Origin of the sequence: Vibrio sp. S12_S33 (genome assembly GCF_963889785.1) — a bacterium.
In the GTDB taxonomy this organism is placed as follows: Bacteria; Pseudomonadota; Gammaproteobacteria; order Enterobacterales; family Vibrionaceae; genus Vibrio; species Vibrio aestuarianus.
In genome coordinates this window covers 200,256-226,471 of record NZ_CAWPQZ010000001.1, presented here as the reverse complement: position 1 = coordinate 226,471, position 26,216 = coordinate 200,256, and the positions used below count along the sequence as shown (strand labels likewise).

Here is a 26,216-nt window from a genome sequence, read left to right as displayed (position 1 = left end):
CTAGTGTTAATCCTTTTATTGGCGAGCCATGCGTTGGTTGTGTGCTGGCTTATCGTGTTGTGTTGAGCGATATGGGTTGATGTCCAAACCGCCACGACGAGTATACCTTGCATAGACGGTTAAACGGCTTGGCTTGCAATAGTGCATGATATCGCTAAAAATCCGTTCAACACACTGTTCGTGGAACTCATTATGTTCACGAAATGAGACGATATAGCGTAGCAGAGCTTCACGGTTGATTTGTTGACCCTGATACTGGATCTCCACGCTACCCCAGTCTGGTTGGTTGGTAATCAAGCAATTAGATTTTAATAAATGGCTATGCAGTGACTCTTCAACGATGTCACCTTGAGCTGAATCTTCAAGCAAGCTCGCATCAAAATCATAACTGCTGATTTCAATATCTTGGTCATCAATGCAGTCACCTAGCATACTGACAATCGCTTGTTCAGTATAGCGTTGTACTGGGTGCAGTGTGGCGCTTACTGGTTCACCTGCGCAGTTGGATAAATCGTCAATCAAACGCTGTTGCACTTCTTCCCAAGTGCCAATTTTGGTTTGATTATAGCTGTTGAGATATAGCTTGAATGACTTTGATTCAATCAAATTAGCGCTTGTTGCTGGTATAGCTACATCACCAATCGCTACTTGAGGTAGCCCTTTATCATTGAGCCAAGAGAGCTCATACAAGGTCCAGATATCACAACCTTTGAAGGGTAGCGTATCCCCTAAAGCGAGATCGTTTCGGTTTAGGCTACGTGGTACTGGTTGCAATAGGCTTGGATCATATTGGTTGGCGTATTCGGTTTTTTTTCCGAGAGTTAACCCTACTAACTCTTTCGCATCTGAATATTTGCTCATACTTTTAAAGTCAATTCGATTAGAATAAGCGGAATTTTACGCAATCCTATGGTTTCTGTCATTAAACAAGACTGTAGAGCTCTAATAATGGAGAATTTCATGGCTCAAACTGCCGATCAAGCCTTACTCTCGTTTACTCAGCGCTATCTTGAAACCTACCAAAGCAAACATGGTGAGTTACCTCGTAGTGAGGAGTTGGTTGATTTTGATTCCCCTTGTGTTGCGGTTAAGCATGCCGATAGTGTGGCGTGGAAAGCGATTGTACGTGAACATCAAGCCGATTTTAGTAATGTTGAAGCCGCGATAGAACTGGCATTGCATCATGATATTAAAGCATTTTATGGTGTGCAGTTTTGTGCTGATATGCAGGCGGCATGGCAAGGCAATGAGCTTGCGTTACTGCAAGTGTGGAGTGAGGATGACTTTGTACGCTTACAGGAAAATATTCTCGGGCATTTAGTGACTCAGCGCCGTTTAAAGCTAAAACCAACGATATTTATTGCAGCAACAGATGCTGAATTGGATGTGATCTCGATCTGCAACTTATCGGGTAATGTAATTCTAGAGCGGTTAGGAACAGACAAGCGTGATGTACTTGCTGAAAATGTTGCTGAGTTTTTAGCCAACCTTGAGCCAGTGGTGTAACCATGTACGTCGTCGAATTACAGTTTGAATGTTTTGATAACACCACAGTCTCTGCAGTGGATAAAGCCATTAACGGGTTGATGGATGCGCTTCGCTATAATGGACAAGTGCTTGGCCGTGAGTTTCCTATCGTAATGGGCGATGGTGAGTTTTTTGTACGAGTTGTCTGCCCAGAGGAAGACAGTCTGCACCCTAAGTATCATTCTGATTTTGTTAAGGTGTGCTTGAATCGTTTAGCGGATGCCAGTTTACTAGCCCCCAAGGCTCGCTTGTTAGGGCGAGACTTAAATTCTGAGCAGGCGGCAGAAGAGGAATCGCCTAGCTGGCAAATTCTTTATACCACTTACGTACATACCTGCTCGCCATTACGCAGTGGTGAAACACTGTTGCCTATTCCGTTGTACCGTAACCCTCCAACATTAAATGGCGATCATAAAGCGGTGATCAAGTGGCAAACCGAGTGGCAAGCGTGTGATGAAATTCAAATGGCTGGTGGATGTAGAGCCGAGCACGCTGCTCTGCATGAAATATGCGATACCGACAGTGTGTTGTTTCTACGTGGTTGGGATCTTCGCGGTCGTATTGAATATTTAACGCAAATTCCTACTTATTATTATCAATATCGTGTTGGTGGTAAAAGTTTGGCTGATGAACAAGCTCGTAAGTGTCCAAAGTGTGGAGGTGAATGGTTATTAGATGAACCCGAGCACGATATCTTCCATTTCAAATGCGATGAGTGCCGGATTGTGTCTAATATGTCTTGGGATCATATTAAGTAGCCTGAGTGATTTAATTTGTCTATTAACAACCGTTAGAGATGAAAAAGCCGATACATTGTGTATCGGCTTTGGTTTTTTTGCGCTTAGAGCTTTCACTCACACTGCGATTACCAACCTTTAACGGCACCGCCAGCAAAGATTTGAGATGCAGCTTGGTATACTTCATCCGTCTGGTACGCTTTGACGAAATTAGTGACATTTTCTGCCTGCGCGTTATCTTCACGAGCCACAATTAAGTTCACATACGGTGACTTTTTATCTTCAACAAATACACCATCTTTTTCTGGTGTTAAGTTGATTGAGCTAGCGTAAGTTGTGTTGATGATTGATAGCGCTACATCATCCAGTGAGCGGGGCAGTTGAGCTGCATCAAGTTCAATAATCGTGATGTTTTTTGGGTTGGCAACGATGTCACGCACTGTTGCTAGAAGACCAGCCCCTTCACGCAAGGTGATAAGACCTTGTTGTTGTAGTAACAGTAAAGAGCGGCCAAGGTTTGTTGGGTCGTTCGGTACAGCAATGCGTGAGCCATCTTGAATTTCATCGACGGATTTAACTTGCTTTGAGTAACCAGCAATTGGATAAACAAAAGTATTGCCTGCAATCGCCAATTTATAACCACGGTCAGTAATCTGTTGATCTAGATATGGTTTGTGTTGGAATGCGTTGATGTCGATAGAGCCATCATCTAAAGCAGCATTGGGTGTTACATAATCAGTAAATGTTACTAGCTCAACATCTAGGTTGTATTTTTCTTTGGCGACTTTAGCTGCAACTTCAGCAACTTGAGCTTCAGCACCAGCAATAACACCCACTTTGATTTTGCTGTTATCTACCGCTTTTTCACCACAGCCAGCCAGCACAAGTGCCGAAGCCGAGACGGCGATGGTAAGTAAACCCTTAAGGCTAAATTTCATAATTAACTCCTTGTTATAAAATGAATCTGTGTTTGTTTTTAGTATGATTTATCTGTGATCGACGCGGCGAACGAAATTGTCACCGATCGACTGAATAATTTGCACGAGCACAATCAACATCACTACGGTGGCTGCCATGATGCCAATATCGTAACGGTGGAAACCATAGCGAATAGCAACATCACCTAAGCCACCGCCGCCGACAGTACCGGCCATCGCTGAGTAGCTAACCAAAGTTACCAGTGTAATGGTGATAGAGTTAACAATGGTTGGTAGCGCTTCAGGAAGTAGTACCTTCCGAATGATCTGCATTGGTGTCGCGCCCATCGATTGCGCAGCCTCAACAAGGCCTGTAGGGACTTCCAGTAACGCACTTTCAATCAAGCGAGCGACAAATGGAATGGCGCCAATGGTGAGAGGAACAATTGCTGCGGTAGTACCAATAAAGGTGCCAACCAGTAATTTAGTGACAGGGATAATGGCAACCATCAACACTAGGAAAGGCACAGAGCGTCCGACATTCACAACCGCGCCGAGAATGCTATTAAGTTTGGTGTTCTCTAGCAGTCCGCCTTTTTTACTGGTGTGTAAAATTACCCCTAGCGGAATACCGACAGCAAAACCAACAATCCCTGCAACGGCTACCATGTAAAGTGTTTGCCATGTCGCCATCAGTAGGAGATCGCCATTTAAGCTTAACCAATCTGTCACTGTATTAAAGGACATAACCAAGTACCTCTACTTTTACATTGTTTTCACGAAGAAATTCTAAGGCAGCATTATCGTCTGCTTCATTGCCAAATAACTCAGCGACCATCATGCCGAATTTTACGCCGCCTGCGTAATCTAAGTCTGAACTCAAAATGCTGACATCAATATTAAATTTGCGAGCAATTTGTGTCATCAATGGCGCATCAACGGTAGCTCCGGTGAACTCTAAACGCACTAAAGGATAACTGTTTGCGACACGAGTTGATTGCAAGCGTACTTGATAATCTTCAGGAATAGAAAGATCCAACGTTGAGCGAATAAATTGGTGCGCTAAGGTTGTTTTAGGGTGTGCGAAAATTTCACCCACAGTACCTTTTTCTACCAACTCACCATCACCGATGATTGCCACTTCATGACAAATGCTTTTAACCACATCCATTTCATGGGTGATCAGCAATATAGTGATGTTTAGCGAACGGTTGATCTCTTTTAACAACTCTAAAATTGATTGGGTAGTCGCAGGGTCTAGAGCACTAGTTGCTTCATCGCACAATAGAACCTTAGGGTCTGAAGCCAGAGCGCGAGCAATAGCAACACGCTGTTTTTGACCACCACTAAGATTCGCTGGATAAGTATCCCGTTTATCAGCCAAACCTACTAATTGCAGTAACTCAGTCACTTTATTATCGATTGCTGATTTGTCTATTCCTGCAAGCTCTAGTGGTAGAGCGACATTGGCAAATACCGTTCGAGATGAAAGTAGATTGAAATGCTGGAAAATCATCCCGATGTTTCGACGAGCTTTACTCAATTCAGACTTACTTAATTTAGTCAGATCAACACCGTCAATAATCACAGAGCCAGTTGTTGGTGCTTCTAACATGTTAACGCAACGGATCAGTGTACTTTTCCCCGCACCCGAAGAACCGATAACACCAAAAATAGTGCCTTGCTTAATGTGAAGATTGATATCTTTCAACGCATTAATTTGTTTAGTGCCTTGATAGAACACCTTATTGACTTGATTAATTTGAATCATGGGAAAACCTGCACAGGGATAACAGAATAAAATCTTGAACTCTATCTCACTTTGTAGACGATGCTATGGCTTAATTTGATTTAAGTCAATAGATATTTTTACGTCTAGACGTCTAAATGGTTATAGAGGTTAAACCATAAAGTAATTAGGTAGTGATGAAAGAAATAAAGCATGCAATAATTGTTGCAGATTCCCGAAATGAGAGAGTAATTTTGGCTAAACCAGCAGTGTTTTTAGATCGCGATGGCGTGATCAACGTGGACCATGGTTATGTGCATGATGAACATGACTTCGAGTTTATTGATGGTGTGTTTGAAGCAACGAAGAAGTTACAAAACATGGGCTATATGTTGGTCTTAGTTACAAACCAATCAGGCATTGCGCGTGGTAAATTCAGCGAAGATCGTTTCTTGTCGTTGACGCAATGGATGGATTGGAACTTTGTTGATCACGGGGTTGAATTTGACGGCTTTTATTACTGTCCTCACCATGCAGAACATGGTCAAGGTAAGTACAAAGAAGATTGCGACTGCCGTAAGCCAAAACCCGGTATGTTTATCTCTGCGCGAGATTTTCTCAAGATTGATATGGAGAAGTCGGTGATGGTGGGCGATAAAGCGGAAGATATGATGGCTGCAGAAGCCGCAGGCGTTGGTACCAAGATTCTAGTACGAACCGGAAAACCAGTAACTGAACAAGGCGAAGCATTAGCCTCGGTTGTACTTGACAGTATCCGAGAGGTTCCAGCTTTTTTGGCTAAGTAGCTAATTAAGGTCACTGTGTGACCTTTTTTATTGGAGTTGATATGAAGAATGGCTTATTTGTATTTTTATCGGCAACATTATTATTAGCGGGGTGTTCACAAACGTTGACAGGTAGTGATGCTCCTTTGTTGCAGCATTATCAATGTGCTGCTGGTGGCTCGTTTGATGTTTCTTACCCGGATCAACAATCAGCGCTTTTACGGGTTGGTGACAAACAATACACTCTGCTTCAAGTTCCTGCTGCATCGGGTGTTAAATATGTACTTGATGATAAAAGCAACCCTCAATCGGTAATGCTGCATACCAAAGGTGATGAAGCGACCCTCGAATTGAGTTCTACGTTTTATAAAGCGTGTAAAATTCAATAATTTTCTCTAATACGGTTGTGCTAACGCCGTTTTATCTTCTTCATTTAATAGGTCAGCATGAGCAGAAAACTCACTATTTTGGATATCGCAAAGCTTTCTGGTGTTGGTAAGTCAACGGTGTCTCGGGTTCTTACCAACGATCCTAAAGTGAAACCGGAAACCAGAGCTAAAGTAGAACGTGTGATTCAAGATTCTGGTTATGTCCCATCAAAGTCTGCTCAATTGATGCGTGGTGGCAGCCAGAAAGTTATCGGGGTCATTATCTCTCGTCTTGATTCTCCATCAGAGAACCGAGTTGTCGGCAACATTTTGCAATCACTTTATCAACATGGCTATGATGTAGTGATCATGGAAAGCCAATTCGATCGTTATAAAACCAATGAGCATCTTGAAGTACTGCGAAAACGCAATGTCGATGGGGTGATTGTTTTTGGGTTTACCGATCTCGATGTTGATCAATTAAGTCTATGGACCTCACGGGCAGTGGTTATCTCTATGGATACGGAATGTGTATCATCAATAAATTATGATAACGATGCAATCATTCAAGGTGCGTTGAGACATTTAAGCGAGCAGGGTATTGAGAATATTGCTTACATTGGGGTGGATCCTAGTGATAAAACTACGGGCAGTTTACGACTAGAATCTTATTTAAAATGGTGTCAACTCAACGGCCATTCTCCACATTATCGTACTGGTCGTTTACATCATGAAAGTGCCTACCAACTTGTTGATGAGGTGCTTTGTGCTGAAACTCAAGCCATTGTTTGTGCGAGTGATACTTTAGCTCTTGGGGTTATCAAGCGTCTTCAAGAGTTGGGACGCGATGACATCACAGTGACGGGAGTTGGCGGTAATGAACTGTTGTCATTCCTATTTCCTAATGTTTACAGTATCGATCCAGGCTACAGCCAAGCTGGTAAAAAAGCGGCTAATCTTCTGGTTTCTCAATTAAATGGTGAAACCGATTGTGTGCGTATCACACAATTACCTTTGATCAAGTAACTTACTCTTTAATTATGTGAATTGAAATTACTCTGTGATCACATTCAATTTATGGGACTGTTCCCATTTTAGTCTTTTATTATTTGTGTCAATATCTCTGTGTTGATGGGAATGTTCCCACTAAAGAGAACAATAAACAAAATTCCAATATAGGGTGGAAAAGGGTATGGCCAAAATAGCTAAGCAAGATGTTGCTCGTATTATCGAGCTGGTGGGTGGAAAAGAGAATATTGCGAGTGTGAGTCACTGTTTGACTCGTTTGCGCTTTGTATTGAATGATACGGATAAAGCCGACCCCAAAGGGCTTGAGGCAATGAGCCTCGTCAAGGGTTGCTTCACTAATGCCGGGCAGTTTCAAGTGGTTATTGGGACTGAAGTGGATGATGTGTATGCTGTTTTAATCGAGTTAGCCGGTAAAGATGCATCATCTAAAGATGAAGCGAAACAAGCGGCTCGTCAGAATATGAACTTTTTAGAGCGTGGGATCTCACACCTTGCTGAAATTTTTGTTCCCCTGCTTCCTGCAATTATTACCGGTGGTTTGATCCTCGGTTTTCGTAATGTCATTGGTGACATTCGAATGTTCGATGGTAAAACTCTAGTCGAGATCAGCCAGTTTTGGGCAACGGTCCACTCCTTCTTATGGCTGATTGGCGAGGCTATTTTCTTCTTCCTACCTGTCGGTGTGTGTTGGTCGACGGTCAAGAAACTGGGGGGGACGCCAATTTTAGGTATTACGCTTGGTGTGACGCTGGTTTCTCCTCAATTGATGAATGCCTATTTAATCGGTAAGCAAGTACCAGAGGCATGGGACTTCGGGTTATTTGTTATTGAAAAAGTAGGTTATCAGGCACAAGTTATTCCTGCGATGTTGGCTGGTGTGGTATTGGCCTTTATTGAAACCAATTTGAAACGAATTGTTCCTGCTTATTTATATCTGGTGGTGGTGCCATTTGTATCGATCATTCTATCGGTGATTTTAGCGCACGCATTGATCGGGCCATTTGGTCGTGTATTGGGTAATGGCGTGGCCTTTGCGGCTAAAGCGGCAATGACCGGTGATTTTGCTGTAATCGGTTCAATGGTTTTTGGCTTCTTATACGCACCACTAGTGATTACCGGGATTCACCATACAACCAACGCCGTTGACCTACAGTTAATGCAAGAATTAGGCGGAACACCGATTTGGCCATTGATTGCACTGTCAAATATTGCACAAGCTTCTGCTGTAGTGGGCATCATTATCATCAGTAAAAAGCACGGCGAGCGTGATATTTCCGTTCCTGCCGCTATTTCTGCTTATCTTGGTGTCACTGAGCCTGCGATGTACGGGATCAACTTGAAGTATAAATTTCCGATGTTGAGCGCAATGATTGGTAGCGCTGTCGCGGCGGCTATTTGTGGTAGCGCTGGTGTGATGGCAAATGGTATCGGTGTCGGTGGATTGCCAGGCATTCTCTCTATTCAGCCACAATATTGGGGTATCTATGCAGTCGCTATGCTAGTGGCGATGATCATCCCTGCATTTTTGACTCTTTTCCTTTATAAACGCGCGCAAATGAAAGGCGAATTGGAACCTGTAGCAGCATAATTTTATATGAGCAACGGCATTTGTTGTTGCTCATTGTCATTTTTGTAAGTGAGTTTGTTTGATGACAATCATTAATTCTTCAATGAATATCGATGCTAATTGGTGGAAAACGGCCACCATTTATCAAATTTATCCTAAAAGCTTTTGTGATAGTGGAAGTAAAGGTACGGGAGATATCCGAGGAGTTATCTCTAAGCTCGATTATCTGCAAACCTTGGGTATTGATGCGATTTGGTTAACTCCAATCTACTCATCACCAATGGTAGATAACGGCTATGATATTTCTGACTACTATGATGTGAATCCAGAGTTTGGCTGCATGCAAGACTTTGATGATCTGCTCGCGCAAGCCCATCAAAAAGGTATCCGTATTATTATGGATATTGTGGTTAACCATACCTCTACTGCACATGCGTGGTTTCAGTCGGCTTTGGGGGATAAATCGAGCCCTTATCGAGATTACTATATTTGGAAAGATCCAATCGATGGTGATGTACCCAATAATTGGCAATCGAAATTCGGTGGCAGTGCTTGGGCATTAGATGACGCGACCGGTCAATACTACCTGCATTTATTTGCCAAAGAGCAAGCTGATCTCAATTGGGAAAACCCAAAAGTGCGCGACGAAGTTAAACAGGTCATTGATTTTTGGGCGAAGAAGGGCGTCGATGGCTTTCGCCTCGATGTAATTAACCTTATCTCTAAACAGCAAGATTTCCCAAGTGATGACCGCGGTGATGGTCGTCGTTTTTATACTGATGGGCCGCGAGTTCACGAATATCTACAAGAGATAAGCCAAGCCGTGTTCCAGCAATACGGTAGCGTCACGGTTGGCGAAATGTCGTCGACGACCTTAGATCATTGCCAGCAATATTCACGTTTAGACGGCAAAGAGTTATCGATGGTCTTTAACTTTCATCATTTGAAAGTGGATTATTCAAATGGTGATAAATGGACCAATACTCCTTTTGATTTTTTACAGCTTAAGCGGATCTTTAACCATTGGCAGGTAGGGTTAAATGGCAAAGGGTGGGGCGCGTTATTTTGGTGTAATCATGACCAACCACGCATTGTTAGCCGTTTGGGAGATAACAAACATTACCGAGTTGAATCAGCAAAAATGCTCGCGGCTTCAGTGCACATGATGCAAGGAACACCTTATGTTTATCAAGGTGAAGAAATTGGCATGACGAACCCTGGCTACACTTCAATTTCCCAGTACCAAGATGTCGAAAGTACCAACATGTATGACATCATGGTGCATCAACAAGGTGTTAGTCATGATGATATGATCGCTATTCTAGCGCAGAAATCGCGTGATAACTCACGAACGCCGATGCAGTGGAATGGCAAAGCGTTTGCTGGCTTTAGCTCCGTAAAACCGTGGCTAGAAGTGGCTGGGAACTACCGACAAGTTAATGCAGAGCGTGCATTAGAAGATAAACATTCGGTGTTTTATTTCTACCAACGTTTAATTGCTCTGCGAAAAGAGATTCCGGTGATCACCAGCGGTGATTACGTCGATTTACTCCCAGAACACCCCGCGATTTTCGCGTATAAGCGCCAGAACAAGAAACAAGCACTTATCTGCATTAACAATTATTACGACCGAGAAGAAGAGTGTGTACTGCCAGTAGAATTACCACTCGAAAAAGCAAAGTATTTGCTTGGTAATTACAGCAGATTCGATTCATCGAAAGTGCTTGCACATCAAATATTGCGACCTTATGAAACTCGAATCATCTTGGTTGATTTTTAATCCTGATTGAGTCTTTTCCCTCTAGGACCAATCTTTTAGGCTTCAAGTTTAATGACTTGAAGCCTTTTTTGTCGCCTATATTCTATGAAATGCAGTAATAAAAAAAGCCTGCTCAATGAGCAGGCTTTGATAGATGGTGGAGGGGGACGGATTCGAACCATCGAAGGCGGAGCCGGCAGATTTACAGTCTGCTCCCTTTGGCCACTCGGGAACCCCTCCAGGGTTTTTTCCTATTCTTAAAATAGGCTTAATTGAAGTTTTCCCAACGATTCAATCAAGGTTTCTCTTACGAGAGAATATGGTGGAGGGGGACGGATTCGAACCATCGAAGGCGGAGCCGGCAGATTTACAGTCTGCTCCCTTTGGCCACTCGGGAACCCCTCCAGGGTTTTTTCCTATTCTTAAAATAGGCTTAATTGAAGTTTTCCCAACGATTCAATCAAGGTTTCTCTTACGAGAGAATATGGTGGAGGGGGACGGATTCGAACCATCGAAGGCGGAGCCGGCAGATTTACAGTCTGCTCCCTTTGGCCACTCGGGAACCCCTCCAGGGTTTTTTCCTATTCTTAAAATAGGCTCAACTGAAGTTTTCCCAACGATTCAATTGAGGTTTTCTCTTACGAGAAGAATATGGTGGAGGGGGACGGATTCGAACCATCGAAGGCGGAGCCGGCAGATTTACAGTCTGCTCCCTTTGGCCACTCGGGAACCCCTCCAAGGGTATTTTTCATGCTCTTAAAGCATACCTAAACAACGTTTTCCCAACGCATTGCTCAAGTGCGGAGCGCATCATAGCAAACTCGCTCTTTGTGTAAAGACTTTTTCTTATGATTTCGAATCGAATGCTGCCTTTTTGGACAAAGAAGCGCGTAATGAGTGGTTTTAGCAACAGAAAACTATCTAAAACAGCATATGTGCTGTGTGTTGAATACTCAAATCATGATGTTGATAGCACTTATTTGATCAGATTTACACTCCTTGACGTTTGAATAGCGTATAAGTCGTTACAATACCCTCAGTCTCTAACTATTGAATAAAAACATGAAAAATACGTCCGTTCTCTCATTGATTATTATCGCTTTGTTGGCTGCACCTCAAACTGCATTGGCAGCGCAAGCACCTAAGAAAGCACAAGCGGTCGCTGTCGTTACCGAACAAGTGGCGACTCATCAAGTGTCTCAATCACTATCTTTAATTGGTAAGTTACAAGCCGAGCAGTCGGTGATCATCTCGTCTGAAGTATCAGGTAAGGTTGATAGTATTGCGATTAAAGCGAACCAAGAGGTCAAAAAAGGTCAGCTATTAATCCAATTGAATGATGACAAAGCGAAAGCCGCGGTTTCAGAAGCGAAAGCGTATTTGAAAGATGAACAGCGTAAGCTCAAAGAGTTTGAACGCCTTGTTTCTCGCAATGCCATTACACAAACGGAAATTGACGCTCAAAAAGCGAGTGTGGAAATTGCTCAAGCGCGGCTCGATGCTGCCAATGCCAATTTAAAAGACTTACATATTGAGGCTCCTTTTAGTGGCACCGTCGGGTTTGTGGATTTCAGTTTGGGTAAAATGGTCAGTGCCGGAACAGAATTAATTACCTTGGATAACCTTTCCATTATGCAGCTCGATATTTTGGTACCTGAACGTTATTTGTCGATGATTCATAAAGATATGCAGGTAACAGCTAAAAGTAATGCATGGCCAGATAAAACCTTTGAAGGCAAAGTGGTTGGTGTGGATTCAAGAATCAACAGTGAAACATTGAATTTACGCGTTCGAATCCACTTTGCAAATCAAGAGCGTCAACTTAAACCTGGCATGCTTTTGTCTGCAAAATTGGATTTCCCTGCTATCGAAGCACCGATCATTCCGGTACAAGCTCTCGAATACTCGGGTACTAAGCGCTATGTCTACGTTGTTGATCAAGAGAATAAAGCGCAACGTACAGAAGTGTGGTTAGGGGCGCGTATTGAAAACCAAGTGGTGATTGATAAAGGCTTACAGATTGGCGATAAAATTGTTGTACAAGGTATTGTTAACATGCGTAATGGGGTCAGCGTGATGGAAGTTAATACCGATGGCACGCCAGTAGCGAAAGGTGACAAATAATGTGGTTGTCTGATGTTTCTGTAAAACGCCCCGTTGCTGCTGTTGTTTTAAGTTTGTTGCTGTGTGTGTTTGGTATTGTTTCATTCTCCAAGCTCTCGGTACGAGAAATGCCGGATATTGAAAGCCCCGTGGTTTCTATCAGTACCCGTTATGAAGGTGCATCGGCCACCATCATTGAAAGCCAAATTACCTCGGTACTTGAAGATCAATTAGCAGGTATTAGTGGCATTGATGAGATTGAGTCGACGACGCGCAATGGTATGTCTCGCATTACTGTAACGTTTGAGCTGGGATATGATCTCAATACTGGTGTCAGCGATATTCGTGATGCGGTCGCAAGGGCGCAACGTTCACTACCCGATGAAGCCGATGATCCTACCGTCTATAAGAATAATGGTTCAGGTGAAGCGTCTTTATACATCAACCTTAGTTCTTCAGAAATGGATCGTACTCAGCTAACCGACTATATAGAACGAGTATTGATTGACCGTTTCAGTTTGATTTCGGGCGTGAGCTCGGTTGATGTGTCTGGTGGTTTGTATAAGGTGATGTACGTTAAGCTCAAGCCTGAACTGATGGCTGGTCGTGGCGTGACGACTTCCGATATATCGAGTGCACTGCGCAGTGAGAATATTGAAAGCCCAGGGGGGGAAGTTCGTAATGATTCGACGGTGATGTCAGTCAGAACCGCTCGCTCTTACAAAACCGCGCAAGACTTTGAGTACTTAGTTGTTAAGCGTTCCAGTGATAATACTCCTATCTATCTAAAAGATGTGGCGGATGTGTTTATTGGTGCCGAGAACGAAAACTCCACTTTCAAAAGTGATGGTGTGGTGAACGTGAGTATGGGGATTGTGGCTCAGTCTGATGCGAACCCTTTAGAGGTTGCTCAGCGTGTCCACAAAGAAGTAGATGATATTCAGCAGTTTTTACCCAAAGGTACTCGTCTCGCGATCGATTACGATTCGACGGTTTTTATTGAGCGTTCAATATCTGAAGTTTATAGCACGCTCTTTATTACCGGTGGCTTGGTTATCCTCGTGCTCTATATTTTTATTGGGCAAGTCCGCGCGACCTTAATTCCAGCGGTGACTGTACCAGTTTCACTTATCTCTTCTTTTATTGCTGCATACTACTTTGGTTTCTCAATCAACTTGATAACCTTGATGGCGCTGATTTTATCGATTGGTTTGGTGGTTGATGATGCGATCGTGGTAGTCGAAAATATCTTCCATCATATCGAAAATGGTGAAAAACCTCTGTTAGCAGCCTATAAAGGGACTCGTGAAGTAGGGTTTGCCGTTATTGCGACAACATTAGTATTAGTGATGGTGTTCTTGCCTATTTCGTTTATGGACGGAATGGTCGGATTACTCTTCACCGAATTTTCGGTATTGCTTGCGATGTCGGTTATTTTCTCGTCGCTGATTGCTTTGACATTAACACCTGTGTTGGGTAGTAAGATTCTAAAAGTAAACGTAAAACCAAATCGTTTTAACCAATTTGTTGATCGTCTTTTCGGGCACTTAGAAGGTGGCTATAAATCCGCATTACGTGTGGCGATAAATTGGAAATGGGTCGCCCCAATTGTGATTTTGGCCTGTATTGGCGGCAGTTATGTCTTAATGCAAAAAGTACCATCGCAGTTAACTCCGTCAGAAGACCGTGGTGTTATTTTTGCTTTTGTACGTGGAGCGGATGCGACCAGTTATAACCGAATGTCTGCCAATATGGATTTGGTTGAAGAGCGTTTAATGCCGCTGCTTGGTCAAGGTTTTTTAAAATCTTTCAGTATTCAATCTCCCGCCTTTGGTGGTAATGCTGGTGACCAAACGGGTTTTGTGATCATGATTTTGGATGATTGGGATCAGCGCAACCTGACAGCACAGCAAGCACTAGGTGAGGTGAGAAAATCACTAGCTGGTATCCCAGACGTGCGTGTTTTTCCATTTATGCCTGGTTTCCGAGGTGGTTCGAGCGAACCTGTTCAATTTGTACTGGGTGGGTCAGATTACCCAGAGCTTAAAAAATGGGCTGAGTTGTTAGAAGTCGAAGCCGAAAATTCGCCTTATATGGAAGGCGCGGATATTAATTACTCCGAGAAAACACCAGAGCTTGTGGTAACGGTTGATAAACAGCGTGCGGCGGAGTTAGGTATTAGTGTTGCTGATATTTCCGATACCTTGGAAGTGATGCTCGGAGGTAAAAATGAAACTACCTTTGTTGAGCGTGGTGAAGAGTATGACGTCTATTTACGTGGTGATGAAAATAGTTTTAATAATGCCTCGGATCTAAGTCAAATATACATGCGAACGGCATCGGGTGAATTGGTCACCTTAGATGCTGTTACTAAAATAGAAGAAGTCGCATCATCCATTCGTCTTGCGCACTACAACAAGCAGAAGTCAGTCACGATAACCGCTAACTTATTAGACGGCTATACGCTAGGAGAGGCACTAGATTTCCTCGATCAAAAAGCAGTAGAAATACTACCAAGTGATATTTCAATTAGTTATTCGGGAGAATCCAAAGATTATAAAGAGAATCAATCGAGCGTTGCCATTGTCTTCGCACTGGCATTGCTGGTGGCTTACTTAGTGCTAGCAGCGCAGTTTGAAAGCTTTATTAACCCTTTGGTCGTGATGCTAACCGTTCCGATGGGGGTATTTGGTGGTTTTCTTGGCCTGTTCATTATGAACCAAGGTATGAATGTCTATAGTCAAATTGGGATGATCATGCTAATTGGTATGGTCACTAAAAACGGAATATTGATTGTGGAGTTTGCTAACCAACTGCGTGACAAAGGGGTAGAGTTTGAAAAAGCGATCATCGATGCATCTGCACGTCGTTTAAGACCGATTATGATGACTGCTTTTACTACTTTAGCTGGTTCTATTCCTTTAATTATCTCTACTGGTGCTGGCTATGAAAGCCGAGTTGCTGTCGGGACAGTTATTCTATTTGGAATGGGTTTCGCTACTTTAGTGACGCTGTTTGTGATACCAGCAATGTACCGATTGATCTCCGCATCGACCCAGTCACCTGGCCATGTTGAAGCTGAGTTGAATAAAGAACTTTCTCAAGATATCAAAACAAGAAGTATCCATTAATAAATATGTTGAGCCTGTATAACGCAGGCTCTTTTTTTGTCTTTAAAATGGTTAATGATTACAACTTTCGACATTCTATTTTCAGCGCAGTAACTCTATAGCTTTCGCTAATATACCTATAACTATAATCGATATTTCAACTAGTTGATGATTATGTAAATAATCCATCAAAATAATGAAATGATTATTCTGAAATACATCCTTGGTTTAATTAAAGGTAGGCTCATTTTTGATTTAAATAACAAAAAACTAGCATTTAAGTTTGTTTTTATTGATTTTGTTATTATTAATAATGATGAAGGAAGATTACGTTATACCTAGTTTGAAGTAATGCAATATTAGCACTTACTAATTGTATATTACTTAATAAAGCGTGTTTTTTAATCAATTTGAAGTTTTATAAAGAAAAGGAGTACGTTATTTGCTGAATGTAATTACTTTCAAAGAAGGAAAAGGCTTTAAACCTTTTCCTAGATCAATTACCCGTAAGTAACGCTATAACGTGTTGGTTTATGATTCATCGCTAACACTAGGTTCAGTGCAACCGCTCCCAGTACTGAGATAGCAATAGTAGTCGGTGAGACGAAAAAGAAAGAGGCAAACAATATAGCGCAGTCAATAGTCAACTGGCTCTTACCAACTGAGATACCGAATTTATCTTGGATAAATAAGCAAAGAACATTGAAGCCGCCAAGGCTCGAGCGGTGGCGAAATAAAATAAGCATGCCTAATCCCATTAATAGTCCGCCCGCTATTGCGCAATAGATGTCGTTGACACTATCAAGAGAAATGACCAGATACAGATGATCGGCAAAAATAGAAACTAATGCACCGGAAACCGCGCTATTTATCGCAAAGCGTTTGCCAAAGCGTTGCCATGCGAGAAGATAGAACGGACTGTTGGCGATGAAATACAAGATTCCAAAAGAAGCTGGGACAAACTGGCTTAATAACAGTGCTAAGCCGGTAGTGCCGCCTGTCAGTAAATGAGCCGACTGCAAAAAGAAGATACCTTGTGCGACTAGAAATGTACCCGTTAAAATGGCAATCCAATCTTCTTTGCGTGTGTGTTTTTCCATCAAAAATAAATTTAAATAGTCCAAAGTGGCATGCATAGTAAAGAAAAGTCGAGCTTTTCGGTAGCTAGAGAGCAAAAATTGAGGTAAACCTATGTAATTGCCGTTTTACAGGGTGTAAAGCCAAAAGTTGACGTTTGCTGGTTATCATGAAAAATCGAGCACGTAACATGAGAAACCTCGTTAGTCATTATGAGAAAACTGCATAATAATTTCTACAATTTGTTCTTTATGACCCAGATCAAATTATGTAGAATGTGCGCCATATTACGGTGACGAAAACGTTTGCTTTTGGTCGTTGTGTGGTTTTTTTGAAACATTCAGTCAAATCTGAGTCAGGAGATACAGATGCTTAAGCGTGATATGAACATTGCAGATTACGATGCGGACTTGTTCGCAGCTATTCAAGAAGAAACTCTTCGTCAGGAAGAACACATCGAACTTATCGCTTCAGAAAACTACACAAGCCCACGTGTAATGGAAGCTCAAGGTTCTCAGCTAACCAATAAATATGCAGAAGGTTATCCTGGCAAGCGTTACTACGGTGGTTGCGAGTTCGTTGATAAAGTGGAAACGTTAGCGATCGAACGTGCATGTGAATTGTTCGGCGCTGAATACGCAAACGTACAGCCTCACTCTGGTTCTCAAGCGAATAACGCGGTTTACATGGCACTGCTTAATGCTGGTGATACCGTTTTGGGTATGAGCTTGGCTCACGGTGGTCACTTAACTCACGGTTCTCCGGTAAACTTCTCTGGTAAGCTTTACAACATTATTCCTTACGGTATCGATGAGAATGGCCAGATCGATTATGAAGAAATGGAAGCATTAGCGGTTGAGCATAAGCCAAAAATGATCATCGGTGGTTTTTCTGCTTACTCACAAATTTGTGATTGGAAACGTATGCGCGAAATCGCGGATAAAGTTGATGCTTACCTTTTTGTTGATATGGCGCACGTTGCAGGCCTAATTGCAGCGGGTGTTTATCCTAACCCAGTACCACATGCACATGTCGTAACGACAACCACGCATAAAACGCTTGCGGGTCCTCGCGGTGGTTTAATTCTTTCAAATGCGGGTGAAGATCTGTACAAGAAATTAAATTCAGCAGTATTTCCAGGTGGTCAAGGTGGCCCATTGATGCACGTTATCGCTGGTAAAGCGGTTGCATTCAAAGAAGCGTTAGAGCCTGAATTTAAAGAGTACCAAACACGCGTTGTCGCTAATGCAAAAGCGATGGTAGCGGAGTTTCTTGCTCGTGGTTACAACATTGTATCGGGTTCAACGGAAAACCACCTGTTCCTTGTTGATTTGATTGATAAAGATATCACAGGTAAAGATGCAGATGCTGCGTTAGGTGCTGCCAACATTACAGTCAACAAAAACTCAGTGCCAAATGATCCTCGTAGCCCATTCGTAACATCGGGTATCCGTGTTGGTTCTCCTTCAATTACACGCCGTGGTTTCACCGAAGCGGATGCAAAAGCGTTAGCTGGTTGGATGTGTGACATCCTTGATAACATGGGCGATGAGTCTGTTATTGAAGCGACTAAAGCGAAAGTACTTGAGATTTGTAAGCGTCTGCCTGTTTACGCGTAAATTTGTTTAGTACTAAATAAAAAGCTCCCAAATGATGGGAGCTTTTTTATTTAAGGGATAAAAGATCAACTGGCGTCGAGATCCCTTATCGTGATTATTCTTTTATATCGCTATTTAGCAATGCTCAATAGTGTTCCTGACTTGCATTGAAATGAGTAATACTTAGTGCTTTCATTGAATTTGCCAAGACCTTCACCATCACAATATTCAATGTTGATATTACGCATGGTATCCAGTGTTTTTTCACTATTAAGCGCAAATTTAGAACCATCGGCACAAACGATACGTACGCGACCATCATCACTCACCGAATAGATACTAACTTCAGTATTACAAAGCTCAAAAGATGCTTCACGATAGTTGTCCTGTTGTGTATTGGATGCACAACCGGCAGTTAATGCGGCAGCAATAAGCGCCAATGTACTGATCGTTTTCATTTGGATTATCCTTAGCTTTGTTATTGTACTTATATAATCCATAAGCCTATAGAACCTCAGCTCAATATTCAAGTTTCTGATATTTTCGTTAAGACAAACAAAAGCCGATATATAGGTATCGGCTATCGATTTTACTTATCAAATAGAAGATTTATTTTACTTCCAGTCCTTTCGCTTGCATGTCGGCGTGATAAGACGAGCGAACGAATGGGCCGCAAGCTGCATGAGTAAATCCAAGCTCTAATGCAATTTTTTTGAGTTCATCAAATTCAGATGGTGGAACATAACGTTCCACAGGCAAATGATGTCGACTTGGTGCTAAATATTGGCCAAGTGTAAGCATGGTGACTCCATGCGCTCGCAAGTCTTTGAGTACTTCTACGATCTCTTCTTTAGTTTCGCCCAGCCCCATCATCAGCCCTGATTTCGTTGGAATGCTAGGGTGCTGTTCTTTGAATTTCTTTAGGAGTTCCAGTGACCATTTATAGTTCGCACCCGGGCGAGCCTTACGATAAAGGCGAGGAGCTGTTTCTAAATTGTGGTTAAAAACATCGGGTGGGTTGTCTTTTAGTAAATCTAAAGCAACGTCCATGCGCCCACGAAAATCAGGGACGAGCGTCTCGATACGAATCTCGGGGTTTAATGCTCGGATTTCGCGATTACAGTCAGCGAAGTGTTGAGCACCTCCATCACGTAGATCATCGCGGTCAACGGAAGTAATCACGACATACTTCAATTTCATGTCTTTAATGGTTTGCGCCAATTTTGCAGGCTCATCATTTTCAGGTGCATTTGGGCGACCATGGGCAACATCACAAAATGGGCAACGACGGGTACAAATTGCCCCTAAAATCATGAAGGTTGCCGTACCGTGATTGAAGCATTCGGCAAGATTCGGACAAGAAGCCTCTTCACATACTGAGTGAAGGTTATTTTTGCGCATCGCTGACTTTATATCTTGAATGCGTTGGCTGTCCGAAGGCAGTTTTATTTTCATCCATTCCGGTTTGCGCAGTACTTCTTTTTGTTCGACAGCTGGCATGTTTTTAACAGGAATTAGTGCCATTTTATCAGCGTCACGGTATTTAACGCCTTTTTCCATTTGGATTGGTTTGCTCATGCTTTTTACCTATGAAGAGGTGCTTCTGTGCTGATTTCTATTTGCTCGTAACCAAGTAACGTAACGAGTTCTTTTATTATTTGTTTCTCTATCACTTCTAGATCGGAAGGTCCACCAAGCTCACTGACTTGTATCATTTCCATCCCTTGATAACCACAAGGATTAATGCGCAGAAATGGAGATAAGTCCATGTTGACATTCAGGGCCAAACCGTGAAATGAACAACCTTTACGTATCCTCAAGCCAAGGGAGCATATTTTTTTTCCATCGACGTAAACACCAGGGGCATCCGGCCGAGCGGCTGAGTTAATATTATATGTGTGGAGTGTATTGATGACGATATTTTCAATGTTGGTGACGAGATCGCGCACACCTAACTTTTTTCTACGTAAATCGATAAGAAAATAGGCGACTAACTGACCTGGGCCATGGTAAGTCACTTGCCCCCCTCGGTCGCTTTGTACGACAGGAATGTCGCCCGTATTCAGTAGATGTTCAGCTTTACCTGCTTGCCCTTGAGTAAATACGGGGCAATGCTCGACAAACCAGAGTTGATCTGGCGTGGTTTCATCCCTTGTGTCGGTAAACTCGTGCATCGCTTGCCACACAGGCTGATAATCTTGGCGACCGAGTCGTTTTACAACAAGCTGGTTAAACATCAACAACACTCATCATCACTATATAAATAAAGTTTTTGGATTATAAACTTCTTCCGGCCAATGGACTACCGATTGGGCTAATAAATTTATCCATGTTGCTGATGTGGCTCATTTAGCTCTATGATTTATATGGAAAAAGCAGCCTGGGCTGCTTTCAAAAAAAATTGAAAAAATCAAAAGTATGAGAGGTTAATCCATTCTCATCAACAAATTATAGTACCATTCGTACGATATCTATTTCACCGAGTTCTTTGTATAGCACTTCAACTTGTTCAATTGAAGTGGCGGTGATATTGATCGAAACTGAATGATAATTGCCTTTCGCACTTGGTTTTATCACTGGACTATAATCACCAGGAGCGTGGCGTTGAATGACTTCTAAAACCAATTCAGGAAGCTCTGGTTTAGCATGACCCATTACCTTGTAAGTAAAAGAGCAAGGGAACTCAAGTAGGTCTTTTAATTTCGCATCAGAATTTATGGTCAGCATAGTAGAGACTCCAGTTAGTCAATCGATTGGTGGCGAATAGTACTGTCAATCGATATTAATCTCAATAATAACAAAAGCCGCCATTATGGCGGCTTTCTCGTTGTTCATTATGAACCTTAGAATAAGCCTTTGAAAAGCAATACGATGTAATCCCATAGGCGGCTAAAAATTCCACCTTCTTTTACATCTTCCAATGCCATCAATGGGTATTGGGCAACGTCTTCACCATCAAGTTGATAGTATAGCTTACCGACAACATCGCCTTTATTTATTGGGGCTTTTAGTTCTTTTTCAAGAACAAAACTGGCGGTTAGATCTTTTGCTTGACCACGAGGTAGGGTCACATAGGTATCTTCGTCTACACCTAGTGCTACCGCGTCCTTGTCACCCATCCAGATTTTTTCTTCAACGAAGGTTTCACCAGCTTTGTGAGGCGCAACGGTTTCGAAGAAACGGAATCCATAGCTCAGTAATTTTTTGCTTTCCGATTTACGTGCATTGGCATCTTTAGTGCCCATGACGACTGCCACTAAACGCATTTTACCTTCAGTCGCTGAACTTACGAGACTGTATCCAGCATTCGTTGTGTGTCCGGTTTTTATACCATCGACATTCATGCTTTTATCCCAAAGTAAGCCGTTACGGTTGTATTGGGTAATGCCGTTATAGGTATATTTTTGCTCGGAATAAATACGGTATTCATCAGGCACATCACGAATCAGTGCTTGGCCTAATAATGCCATGTCGTATGGCGTAGAATACAGATTTGGGTTATCTAATCCGTGTACATTGGCAAAGTGAGTATCGTTCATTCCCAGTGAACTGGCCCAAGCATTCATTAGATCGACGAATGCATCTTCAGAGCCTGCGATGTGCTCAGCCATCGCAACACAGGCGTCATTGCCTGATTGGATGATGATGCCGCGATTGAGATCTTCTACTTTAACCGTTGTGCCGACCTCAATAAACATTTTTGATGAATCTGGGAAGTTTTTTGCCCATGCATTGCGGCTGATAACCACATCATCTTCAGGAGAAATGTTGCCACGACTGAGTTCTTGACCTATCACATAGCTGGTCATCATTTTGGTTAAGCTTGCTGGAGATAATTTAGTATTCATCTCTTTTTCAGCTAGAACTTTTCCTGAATGATAATCCATTAAAACGTAGCCCTTTGCTGCAATCTGAGGTGCATCAGGCACCACGATAGGACCTGCGAACACGGAGCTTGTGAAGGTAGCGGAAAGCGCAATTGAAGACGCTAGAATCGGTTTTAAAAACGTTATTTTTTTCATGATGAATGCAAATTTTCTTGTTAACTGTCCATATCTTAACAGAAACGACCTATCAAGCCAGAGCCGGAATTAATATCACGGTGTTTGAAGGGTCACTGAGTAACGGGTTGCTTTTTGATGAATGCTGTCTCGTAACCTAGCAATTTAACTTTTTCAAGTGCTTGCTGCGTCAGAGAATAGTCATTAAATGGGCCTAAAAAAACACGGTGGCTATCATTTACGCTGTCGACAAAGCTTTCAACGGATAACTTTTGACTCAAATCTTGAGATAAAGTTCGAGTTCTATCTTCATATTTTGAAGAGGCAACCTGAATAATGTATTTAGGGTGACGATTTGTCGGTTTTGTGGTGTTTGGTTTTTCGACGGTAATGACTTTTATCTCTACGTTGGCGGTACCCGTTTGTACTACTCCTAGTTTGTAGGCTGCAGCGTAACTTAAGTCGATGATTCGTCCTTCATGAAAAGGACCACGATCGTTGACACGAACAACAGTTGTTTTTTGGTTATCTAAATTGGTGACTTGAACATAACTGGGTAGTGGCAATGTTTTATGCGCAGCCGTCATCGAATACATATCGTAGATTTCACCATTAGAGGTCAGGTGACCATGGAACTTCTTGCCGTACCAAGATGCTTGCCCCTTTTCAGTGAAACCGTTGCTGTCTTTGATTATGGTGTAATTCACCCCGCGCAGTGTGTAGTTTTTATTGCCACCTAAACTGTACGGTTCGTATTGAGGTTGTGCATCTTCAATGTGATCGACAGAAATAGGGGCTTTAGGCGCCACATCATCCTTAATTGAATAGCGGTCTGAAGAACTACAACCTGCGAGAAAAACGCTGGCCGTAATAAAAATAAATAGCGTATTTCTCATGGTTAAGTCGCCTTTGAAAATGCGTTTCTATGCGTATGAATGGACATCAGAATCCCGAACCCTGCCATCAGTGTTACCATGGATGTTCCACCATAGCTGATCAAAGCAAGAGGCACTCCCACAACAGGTAAAATACCACTTACCATGCCAATATTTACAAAAATATAAACAAAAAAGCTCAATACAATACTGCCCGCCATCATGCGGCCAAATGCTGTTTGTGCATTGCTAGCGAGGTATAAGCCGCGTCCGATAATGAAAAGGTAAATAGCTAACAAGCATAAGATGCCAATCATGCCCCATTCTTCGGCGATCACGGCAAAGATAAAGTCAGTATGACGTTCGGGTAAAAACTCAAGTTGTGATTGCGTGCCATGTAGCCATCCTTTGCCTGACATCCCACCTGAACCGATGGCAATTTTACTCTGAATAATGTGGTATCCCGCGCCTAGAGGATCTGATTCTGGGTTAAACAGTGTGCGAACTCGGACCTTTTGGTATTCACGCATTAAAAAGAACCACAGCACCGGAATAAAAGCGCTCAATGCAACGGCGGCTGCAAAAATAATTCGCCAACTTATCCCTGACAGAAAAATAACGAATATTCCTGATGCGGCAATCAAAATCGATGTGCCTAAATCAGGTTGTTTGGCAATCAAAATTGTTGGAATGAAAACCATCAATAAAGCGATAAACAGTGTTTTGAAACTTGGTGGAAGGGCTCGTTTACCGATATATCGAGCCACCATGAGTGGTACGGCAAGCTTAAGCAGTTCTGAAGGCTGGAAGCGAACAAAACCAAGGTTTAGCCAGCGCTGTGCACCTTTAGATGATTCACCAAAGAACAGTACGCCTAGCAGTAATAAGACACCACAAAAGAACAGAAATGGGGCAAGTGCTTCATAAGTGCGGGGGGATACTTGTGCAAGGATAAGCATCACACCAAGAGCGAGCGCCATGCGCATTGCTTGTCTGTCCATCATGGCCAAACTTTGACCGCTGGCGCTGTACATCACTACCAAACCAAAGCCCATCAGCAACAAAATGCCAAGCAGCAGTGGGAGATCGATATGTAGGCGCTCAAATAGCGCTCGGTTTTGGCCTGTTGAAGGATCGAGTTCCATTATTTTTCTGCCTTAGTTTCTTCGCCCAATAGCGCTTTATCAAACACTTTACGTACAACGGGGGCTCCATTAGCAGAGCCTCCGCCTGCATTTTCTAGAACTATCGTCACCACGAGTTTGGGATCTTCTACAGGGGCAAAACCGGTAAATAGTGCGTGGTCACGTAAGTGTTCTGCAAGCTCATCTGCATTATATTCTTGATTCTCTGCTAGTCCGAAAACTTGTGCCGTACCTGATTTACCAGCACTGGTATATTTTGAGCCGTAAAAAGAGCGGCGCGACGTGCCTTTTTTTCCATGGTTAACTAATTCCATTCCGTGAATGGCGATATCCCAATAACGTTTTGGCACTTCGTTAATTGGCGGGTACGTTTCGACATCAGACAGTTGTTGTTTACTAAATTCTTCACCATTTTTAATAGTTGAACGCAGTAGGTGAGGGGCGATAACTTTACCATGGTTGACTAACACTGAGGTTGCCTTGGCAATCTGCATTGGCGTTGCTGTCCAGTAGCCTTGTCCGATCCCAACCGGTATGGTATCGCCTTGGTACCACGGCGTGCGGTGGCGAGCCATTTTCCACTCACGCGTTGGCATATTGGCTTTACTTTCTTCAAAAATATCAATGCCGGTGTAATCACCAAAGCCAAAGCGCATCATCCAAGCTGAAAGCCTGTCGATCCCCATATCATAAGCGATTTGATAAAAGAATGTATCGACAGACTCTTCAAGTGCTTTGGTTATGTCTACTTTGCCATGCCCCCAACGCAGCCAATCGCGGAAGGGTTTAGTTTTAGAGTTAGGTATTGTCCAATAGCCAGGATCGTTGCGCACTGTTTTGGTCGTTATCACGCCTTCTTCTAAGGCTGACACGGCAATGAATGGTTTAACAGTAGAGGCGGGTGGATAAATGCCCAGTGTTGCGCGATTAACCAATGGCCTGTCTTTATCGGTCAGAAGCGCGTTGTAAGCTTTACCAGAGATACCATGAACGAAAGCGTTAGGGTCATAACTAGGGCTAGATACCATAGCGAGTACGCCGTTATCTTTGGGATCGAGCACAATAGCGGAGCCGCGACGACCATCAAGCAGTTGATGCACGTAAAGTTGTAAGTCGATATCCAGGTTTAAAACAATGTCTTTACCGGCAACGGGGGGAACGTATTTTAGGGTACGGATGATACGACCACGGCTGTTGACTTCCACTTCTTGGTAGCCAGCAATTCCATGTAAGGTTTCTTCGTAGAAGCGCTCGATACCCAATTTACCAATATCGCGAGTAGCTTGGTAGTTAGCCGCTTTTTCTTCACGTTCTAGGCGTTCTAAGTCTTTGTCGTTGATCCGTGATACATAGCCAATGACATGAGTCAGTACCGCACCGTAAGGATAATAACGCTTTAAGTTGGCGGTAACGGAAACTCCAGGAAATCGATGCTGATTAACGGAAAAAATGGCCACTTGTTCTTGAGTCAATTGAGTCAAAATAGGGATGGAATTAAAGCGTCGGGTTTGTCGTCGCTCTTTTTCAAAAGTCGCAATTTTCTCTGGTGATATTTCGAGAATACCTTGCAAGCGAGCAATGGTCTCAGCCATATTTTTTACTTGTTCTGGAGTGATTTCGAGGTTAAATACAGGGCGGTTTTCTGCTAAAAGAACGCCATTACGATCGTAGATCAACCCGCGATTGGGAGCGATGGGGACAACTTTAATTCGGTTATCGTTGGAACGTGTTTTGTAATCTTGATATTGATTAATTTGGATGTGATATAAATTGGTGAGCAAAATGCCCACCAAAACTACAATACCAATGAAAGCTGCAATCGCTCGGTTTCGAAAAAGGCGAGCTTCAGCTTGGTAGTCACGAATTTGGCTACGATTACGCAACATGTA

At 42.7% G+C, this 26,216-nt stretch carries 23 protein-coding genes and 4 tRNA genes; 10 read left to right on the top strand and 17 right to left on the bottom strand.

The genetic code is table 11. The features are described from left to right. Positions 1 to 15: 15 nt before the first annotated feature. Positions 16 to 861, bottom strand: a complete 846-nt coding sequence (queF, locus tag AACW06_RS00965; RefSeq protein WP_192073620.1) for an NADPH-dependent 7-cyano-7-deazaguanine reductase QueF — start codon at positions 859 to 861, stop codon at positions 16 to 18. A gap of 99 nt (positions 862 to 960) precedes the next feature. On the opposite strand from queF, the gene syd reads away from it, so the two are divergent. Next, positions 961 to 1,506 (top strand): SecY-interacting protein, encoded by a 546-nt coding sequence (syd, locus tag AACW06_RS00960; RefSeq protein ID WP_192073619.1) that lies wholly within the window; start codon positions 961 to 963, stop codon positions 1,504 to 1,506. A 2-nt stretch (positions 1,507 to 1,508) separates the two neighbouring features. Continuing rightward, the gene (locus AACW06_RS00955; protein ID WP_192073618.1) at positions 1,509 to 2,285 is read left to right on the top strand and encodes a Zn-ribbon-containing protein; all 777 of its coding nucleotides are present in this window, start codon (positions 1,509 to 1,511) and stop codon (positions 2,283 to 2,285) included. 107 nt (positions 2,286 to 2,392) lie between these two features. Here AACW06_RS00955 and AACW06_RS00950 read toward each other — a convergent pair whose 3' ends face one another. Genes AACW06_RS00950 through metN form a run of 3 tightly spaced genes read right to left on the bottom strand, consistent with a single transcriptional unit; the run spans position 2,393 to position 4,952 of the window. Then, positions 2,393 to 3,202, bottom strand: a complete 810-nt coding sequence (locus AACW06_RS00950; protein ID WP_192073617.1) for a MetQ/NlpA family lipoprotein — start codon at positions 3,200 to 3,202, stop codon at positions 2,393 to 2,395. 48 nt (positions 3,203 to 3,250) lie between these two features. Continuing rightward, positions 3,251 to 3,928 (bottom strand): methionine ABC transporter permease, encoded by a 678-nt coding sequence (locus AACW06_RS00945; protein WP_192073616.1) that lies wholly within the window; start codon positions 3,926 to 3,928, stop codon positions 3,251 to 3,253. Next, the gene (gene metN, locus AACW06_RS00940) at positions 3,918 to 4,952 is read right to left on the bottom strand and encodes a methionine ABC transporter ATP-binding protein MetN (protein WP_192073615.1); all 1,035 of its coding nucleotides are present in this window, start codon (positions 4,950 to 4,952) and stop codon (positions 3,918 to 3,920) included. Before metN ends, AACW06_RS00945 begins: the two co-directional genes overlap by 11 nt. A gap of 212 nt (positions 4,953 to 5,164) precedes the next feature. On the opposite strand from metN, the gene gmhB reads away from it, so the two are divergent. The 5 genes from gmhB to treC all read left to right on the top strand — a co-directional run bounded on the left by gmhB (position 5,165) and on the right by treC (position 10,439). Further along, positions 5,165 to 5,716, top strand: a complete 552-nt coding sequence (gmhB, locus tag AACW06_RS00935) for a D-glycero-beta-D-manno-heptose 1,7-bisphosphate 7-phosphatase (RefSeq protein ID WP_192073614.1) — start codon at positions 5,165 to 5,167, stop codon at positions 5,714 to 5,716. A 41-nt stretch (positions 5,717 to 5,757) separates the two neighbouring features. Then, positions 5,758 to 6,084 carry an MliC family protein gene (locus tag AACW06_RS00930; protein ID WP_192073613.1) on the top strand — a complete coding sequence of 109 codons (327 nt, stop codon included), beginning with the start codon at positions 5,758 to 5,760 and terminating at the stop codon, positions 6,082 to 6,084. A gap of 57 nt (positions 6,085 to 6,141) precedes the next feature. Further along, a complete protein-coding gene (treR, locus tag AACW06_RS00925; RefSeq protein ID WP_053310310.1) occupies positions 6,142 to 7,089 on the top strand; it encodes a trehalose operon repressor TreR in 948 nt (315 codons plus the stop codon). 166 nt (positions 7,090 to 7,255) lie between these two features. Then, positions 7,256 to 8,680, top strand: a complete 1,425-nt coding sequence (treB, locus tag AACW06_RS00920; protein ID WP_192073612.1) for a PTS trehalose transporter subunit IIBC — start codon at positions 7,256 to 7,258, stop codon at positions 8,678 to 8,680. A 61-nt stretch (positions 8,681 to 8,741) separates the two neighbouring features. Next, a complete protein-coding gene (treC, locus tag AACW06_RS00915; RefSeq protein ID WP_192073611.1) occupies positions 8,742 to 10,439 on the top strand; it encodes an alpha,alpha-phosphotrehalase in 1,698 nt (565 codons plus the stop codon). A 134-nt stretch (positions 10,440 to 10,573) separates the two neighbouring features. Here treC and AACW06_RS00910 read toward each other — a convergent pair. The 4 genes from AACW06_RS00910 to AACW06_RS00895 all read right to left on the bottom strand — a co-directional run bounded on the left by AACW06_RS00910 (position 10,574) and on the right by AACW06_RS00895 (position 11,155). Further along, a tRNA-Tyr gene (locus tag AACW06_RS00910) sits at positions 10,574 to 10,658 on the bottom strand. An 80-nt stretch (positions 10,659 to 10,738) separates the two neighbouring features. After that, positions 10,739 to 10,823: transfer RNA gene (locus tag AACW06_RS00905), tRNA-Tyr, on the bottom strand. Positions 10,824 to 10,903: 80 nt separating this feature from the next. Beyond that, positions 10,904 to 10,988: transfer RNA gene (locus tag AACW06_RS00900), tRNA-Tyr, on the bottom strand. Between the two features lie 82 nt (positions 10,989 to 11,070). Next, a tRNA-Tyr gene (locus AACW06_RS00895) sits at positions 11,071 to 11,155 on the bottom strand. 325 nt (positions 11,156 to 11,480) lie between these two features. Here AACW06_RS00895 and AACW06_RS00890 point away from each other — a divergent pair. Together AACW06_RS00890 and vexH are read left to right on the top strand one after the other, a co-directional pair. After that, positions 11,481 to 12,542 (top strand): efflux RND transporter periplasmic adaptor subunit, encoded by a 1,062-nt coding sequence (locus AACW06_RS00890; RefSeq protein WP_192073610.1) that lies wholly within the window; start codon positions 11,481 to 11,483, stop codon positions 12,540 to 12,542. Continuing rightward, complete coding sequence (vexH, locus tag AACW06_RS00885) at positions 12,542 to 15,652, top strand: vibriobactin export RND transporter permease subunit VexH (RefSeq protein ID WP_192073609.1); 3,111 nt, start codon at positions 12,542 to 12,544, stop codon at positions 15,650 to 15,652. The genes AACW06_RS00890 and vexH overlap by 1 nt, the downstream gene beginning before the upstream one ends. Positions 15,653 to 16,131: 479 nt before the next feature. Here the strand turns inward: vexH and AACW06_RS00880 are convergent, their stop codons facing one another. After that, positions 16,132 to 16,731 (bottom strand): YitT family protein, encoded by a 600-nt coding sequence (locus AACW06_RS00880; protein ID WP_053310456.1) that lies wholly within the window; start codon positions 16,729 to 16,731, stop codon positions 16,132 to 16,134. A gap of 345 nt (positions 16,732 to 17,076) precedes the next feature. Here AACW06_RS00880 and glyA point away from each other — a divergent pair, with 345 nt between their 5' ends. Then, a complete protein-coding gene (glyA, locus tag AACW06_RS00875) occupies positions 17,077 to 18,327 on the top strand; it encodes a serine hydroxymethyltransferase (protein WP_053310283.1) in 1,251 nt (416 codons plus the stop codon). Positions 18,328 to 18,437: 110 nt separating this feature from the next. Here glyA and AACW06_RS00870 read toward each other — a convergent pair whose 3' ends face one another. From AACW06_RS00870 to mrdA, 8 genes are all read right to left on the bottom strand, one after another. After that, positions 18,438 to 18,764 (bottom strand): hypothetical protein, encoded by a 327-nt coding sequence (locus AACW06_RS00870; RefSeq protein ID WP_053310282.1) that lies wholly within the window; start codon positions 18,762 to 18,764, stop codon positions 18,438 to 18,440. 151 nt (positions 18,765 to 18,915) lie between these two features. After that, positions 18,916 to 19,884 carry a lipoyl synthase gene (gene lipA, locus AACW06_RS00865; RefSeq protein ID WP_192073608.1) on the bottom strand — a complete coding sequence of 323 codons (969 nt, stop codon included), beginning with the start codon at positions 19,882 to 19,884 and terminating at the stop codon, positions 18,916 to 18,918. Positions 19,885 to 19,889: 5 nt separating this feature from the next. Further along, complete coding sequence (gene lipB, locus AACW06_RS00860; RefSeq protein ID WP_192073607.1) at positions 19,890 to 20,543, bottom strand: lipoyl(octanoyl) transferase LipB; 654 nt, start codon at positions 20,541 to 20,543, stop codon at positions 19,890 to 19,892. 211 nt (positions 20,544 to 20,754) lie between these two features. After that, a complete protein-coding gene (gene ybeD / locus AACW06_RS00855) occupies positions 20,755 to 21,033 on the bottom strand; it encodes a DUF493 family protein YbeD (RefSeq protein WP_053310279.1) in 279 nt (92 codons plus the stop codon). Between the two features lie 116 nt (positions 21,034 to 21,149). Then, positions 21,150 to 22,328, bottom strand: coding sequence for a serine hydrolase (locus AACW06_RS00850; RefSeq protein WP_053310278.1), 1,179 nt, complete (start codon positions 22,326 to 22,328; stop codon positions 21,150 to 21,152). 92 nt (positions 22,329 to 22,420) lie between these two features. After that, positions 22,421 to 23,203: a septal ring lytic transglycosylase RlpA family protein gene (locus tag AACW06_RS00845; RefSeq protein ID WP_172532744.1), complete on the bottom strand. Its 783-nt coding sequence runs from the start codon at positions 23,201 to 23,203 to the stop codon at positions 22,421 to 22,423. A 2-nt stretch (positions 23,204 to 23,205) separates the two neighbouring features. Further along, on the bottom strand, positions 23,206 to 24,327 hold the full coding sequence (gene rodA / locus AACW06_RS00840; protein WP_192073606.1) for a rod shape-determining protein RodA: 1,122 nt from the start codon (positions 24,325 to 24,327) through the stop codon (positions 23,206 to 23,208). After that, positions 24,327 to 26,213, bottom strand: coding sequence for a penicillin-binding protein 2 (gene mrdA / locus AACW06_RS00835; protein ID WP_192073605.1), 1,887 nt, complete (start codon positions 26,211 to 26,213; stop codon positions 24,327 to 24,329). Before mrdA ends, rodA begins: the two co-directional genes overlap by 1 nt. Between the last annotated feature and the right edge of the window lie 3 nt (positions 26,214 to 26,216).

Bases quoted from the DNA above. Each gene is read 5' to 3' on its own strand.
- syd (WP_192073619.1), top strand. From the start codon at position 961: ATGGCTCAAACTGCCGATCAAGCCTTACTCTCGTTTACTCAGCGCTAT.
- AACW06_RS00880 (WP_053310456.1), bottom strand. From the start codon at position 16,731: ATGGAAAAACACACACGCAAAGAAGATTGGATTGCCATTTTAACGGGT.
- ybeD (WP_053310279.1), bottom strand. From the start codon at position 21,033: ATGCTGACCATAAATTCTGATGCGAAATTAAAAGACCTACTTGAGTTC.
- AACW06_RS00950 (WP_192073617.1), bottom strand. From the start codon at position 3,202: ATGAAATTTAGCCTTAAGGGTTTACTTACCATCGCCGTCTCGGCTTCG.
- AACW06_RS00945 (WP_192073616.1), bottom strand. From the start codon at position 3,928: ATGTCCTTTAATACAGTGACAGATTGGTTAAGCTTAAATGGCGATCTC.
- AACW06_RS00845 (WP_172532744.1), bottom strand. From the start codon at position 23,203: ATGAGAAATACGCTATTTATTTTTATTACGGCCAGCGTTTTTCTCGCA.
- AACW06_RS00870 (WP_053310282.1), bottom strand. From the start codon at position 18,764: ATGAAAACGATCAGTACATTGGCGCTTATTGCTGCCGCATTAACTGCC.
- vexH (WP_192073609.1), top strand. From the start codon at position 12,542: ATGTGGTTGTCTGATGTTTCTGTAAAACGCCCCGTTGCTGCTGTTGTT.
- metN (WP_192073615.1), bottom strand. From the start codon at position 4,952: ATGATTCAAATTAATCAAGTCAATAAGGTGTTCTATCAAGGCACTAAA.
- lipB (WP_192073607.1), bottom strand. From the start codon at position 20,543: ATGTTTAACCAGCTTGTTGTAAAACGACTCGGTCGCCAAGATTATCAG.
- rodA (WP_192073606.1), bottom strand. From the start codon at position 24,327: ATGGAACTCGATCCTTCAACAGGCCAAAACCGAGCGCTATTTGAGCGC.
- lipA (WP_192073608.1), bottom strand. From the start codon at position 19,884: ATGAGCAAACCAATCCAAATGGAAAAAGGCGTTAAATACCGTGACGCT.
- treR (WP_053310310.1), top strand. From the start codon at position 6,142: ATGAGCAGAAAACTCACTATTTTGGATATCGCAAAGCTTTCTGGTGTT.
- AACW06_RS00850 (WP_053310278.1), bottom strand. From the start codon at position 22,328: ATGAAAAAAATAACGTTTTTAAAACCGATTCTAGCGTCTTCAATTGCG.
- treC (WP_192073611.1), top strand. From the start codon at position 8,742: ATGACAATCATTAATTCTTCAATGAATATCGATGCTAATTGGTGGAAA.
- treB (WP_192073612.1), top strand. From the start codon at position 7,256: ATGGCCAAAATAGCTAAGCAAGATGTTGCTCGTATTATCGAGCTGGTG.
- AACW06_RS00930 (WP_192073613.1), top strand. From the start codon at position 5,758: ATGAAGAATGGCTTATTTGTATTTTTATCGGCAACATTATTATTAGCG.
- mrdA (WP_192073605.1), bottom strand. From the start codon at position 26,213: ATGTTGCGTAATCGTAGCCAAATTCGTGACTACCAAGCTGAAGCTCGC.
- queF (WP_192073620.1), bottom strand. From the start codon at position 861: ATGAGCAAATATTCAGATGCGAAAGAGTTAGTAGGGTTAACTCTCGGA.
- AACW06_RS00955 (WP_192073618.1), top strand. From the start codon at position 1,509: ATGTACGTCGTCGAATTACAGTTTGAATGTTTTGATAACACCACAGTC.
- glyA (WP_053310283.1), top strand. From the start codon at position 17,077: ATGCTTAAGCGTGATATGAACATTGCAGATTACGATGCGGACTTGTTC.
- AACW06_RS00890 (WP_192073610.1), top strand. From the start codon at position 11,481: ATGAAAAATACGTCCGTTCTCTCATTGATTATTATCGCTTTGTTGGCT.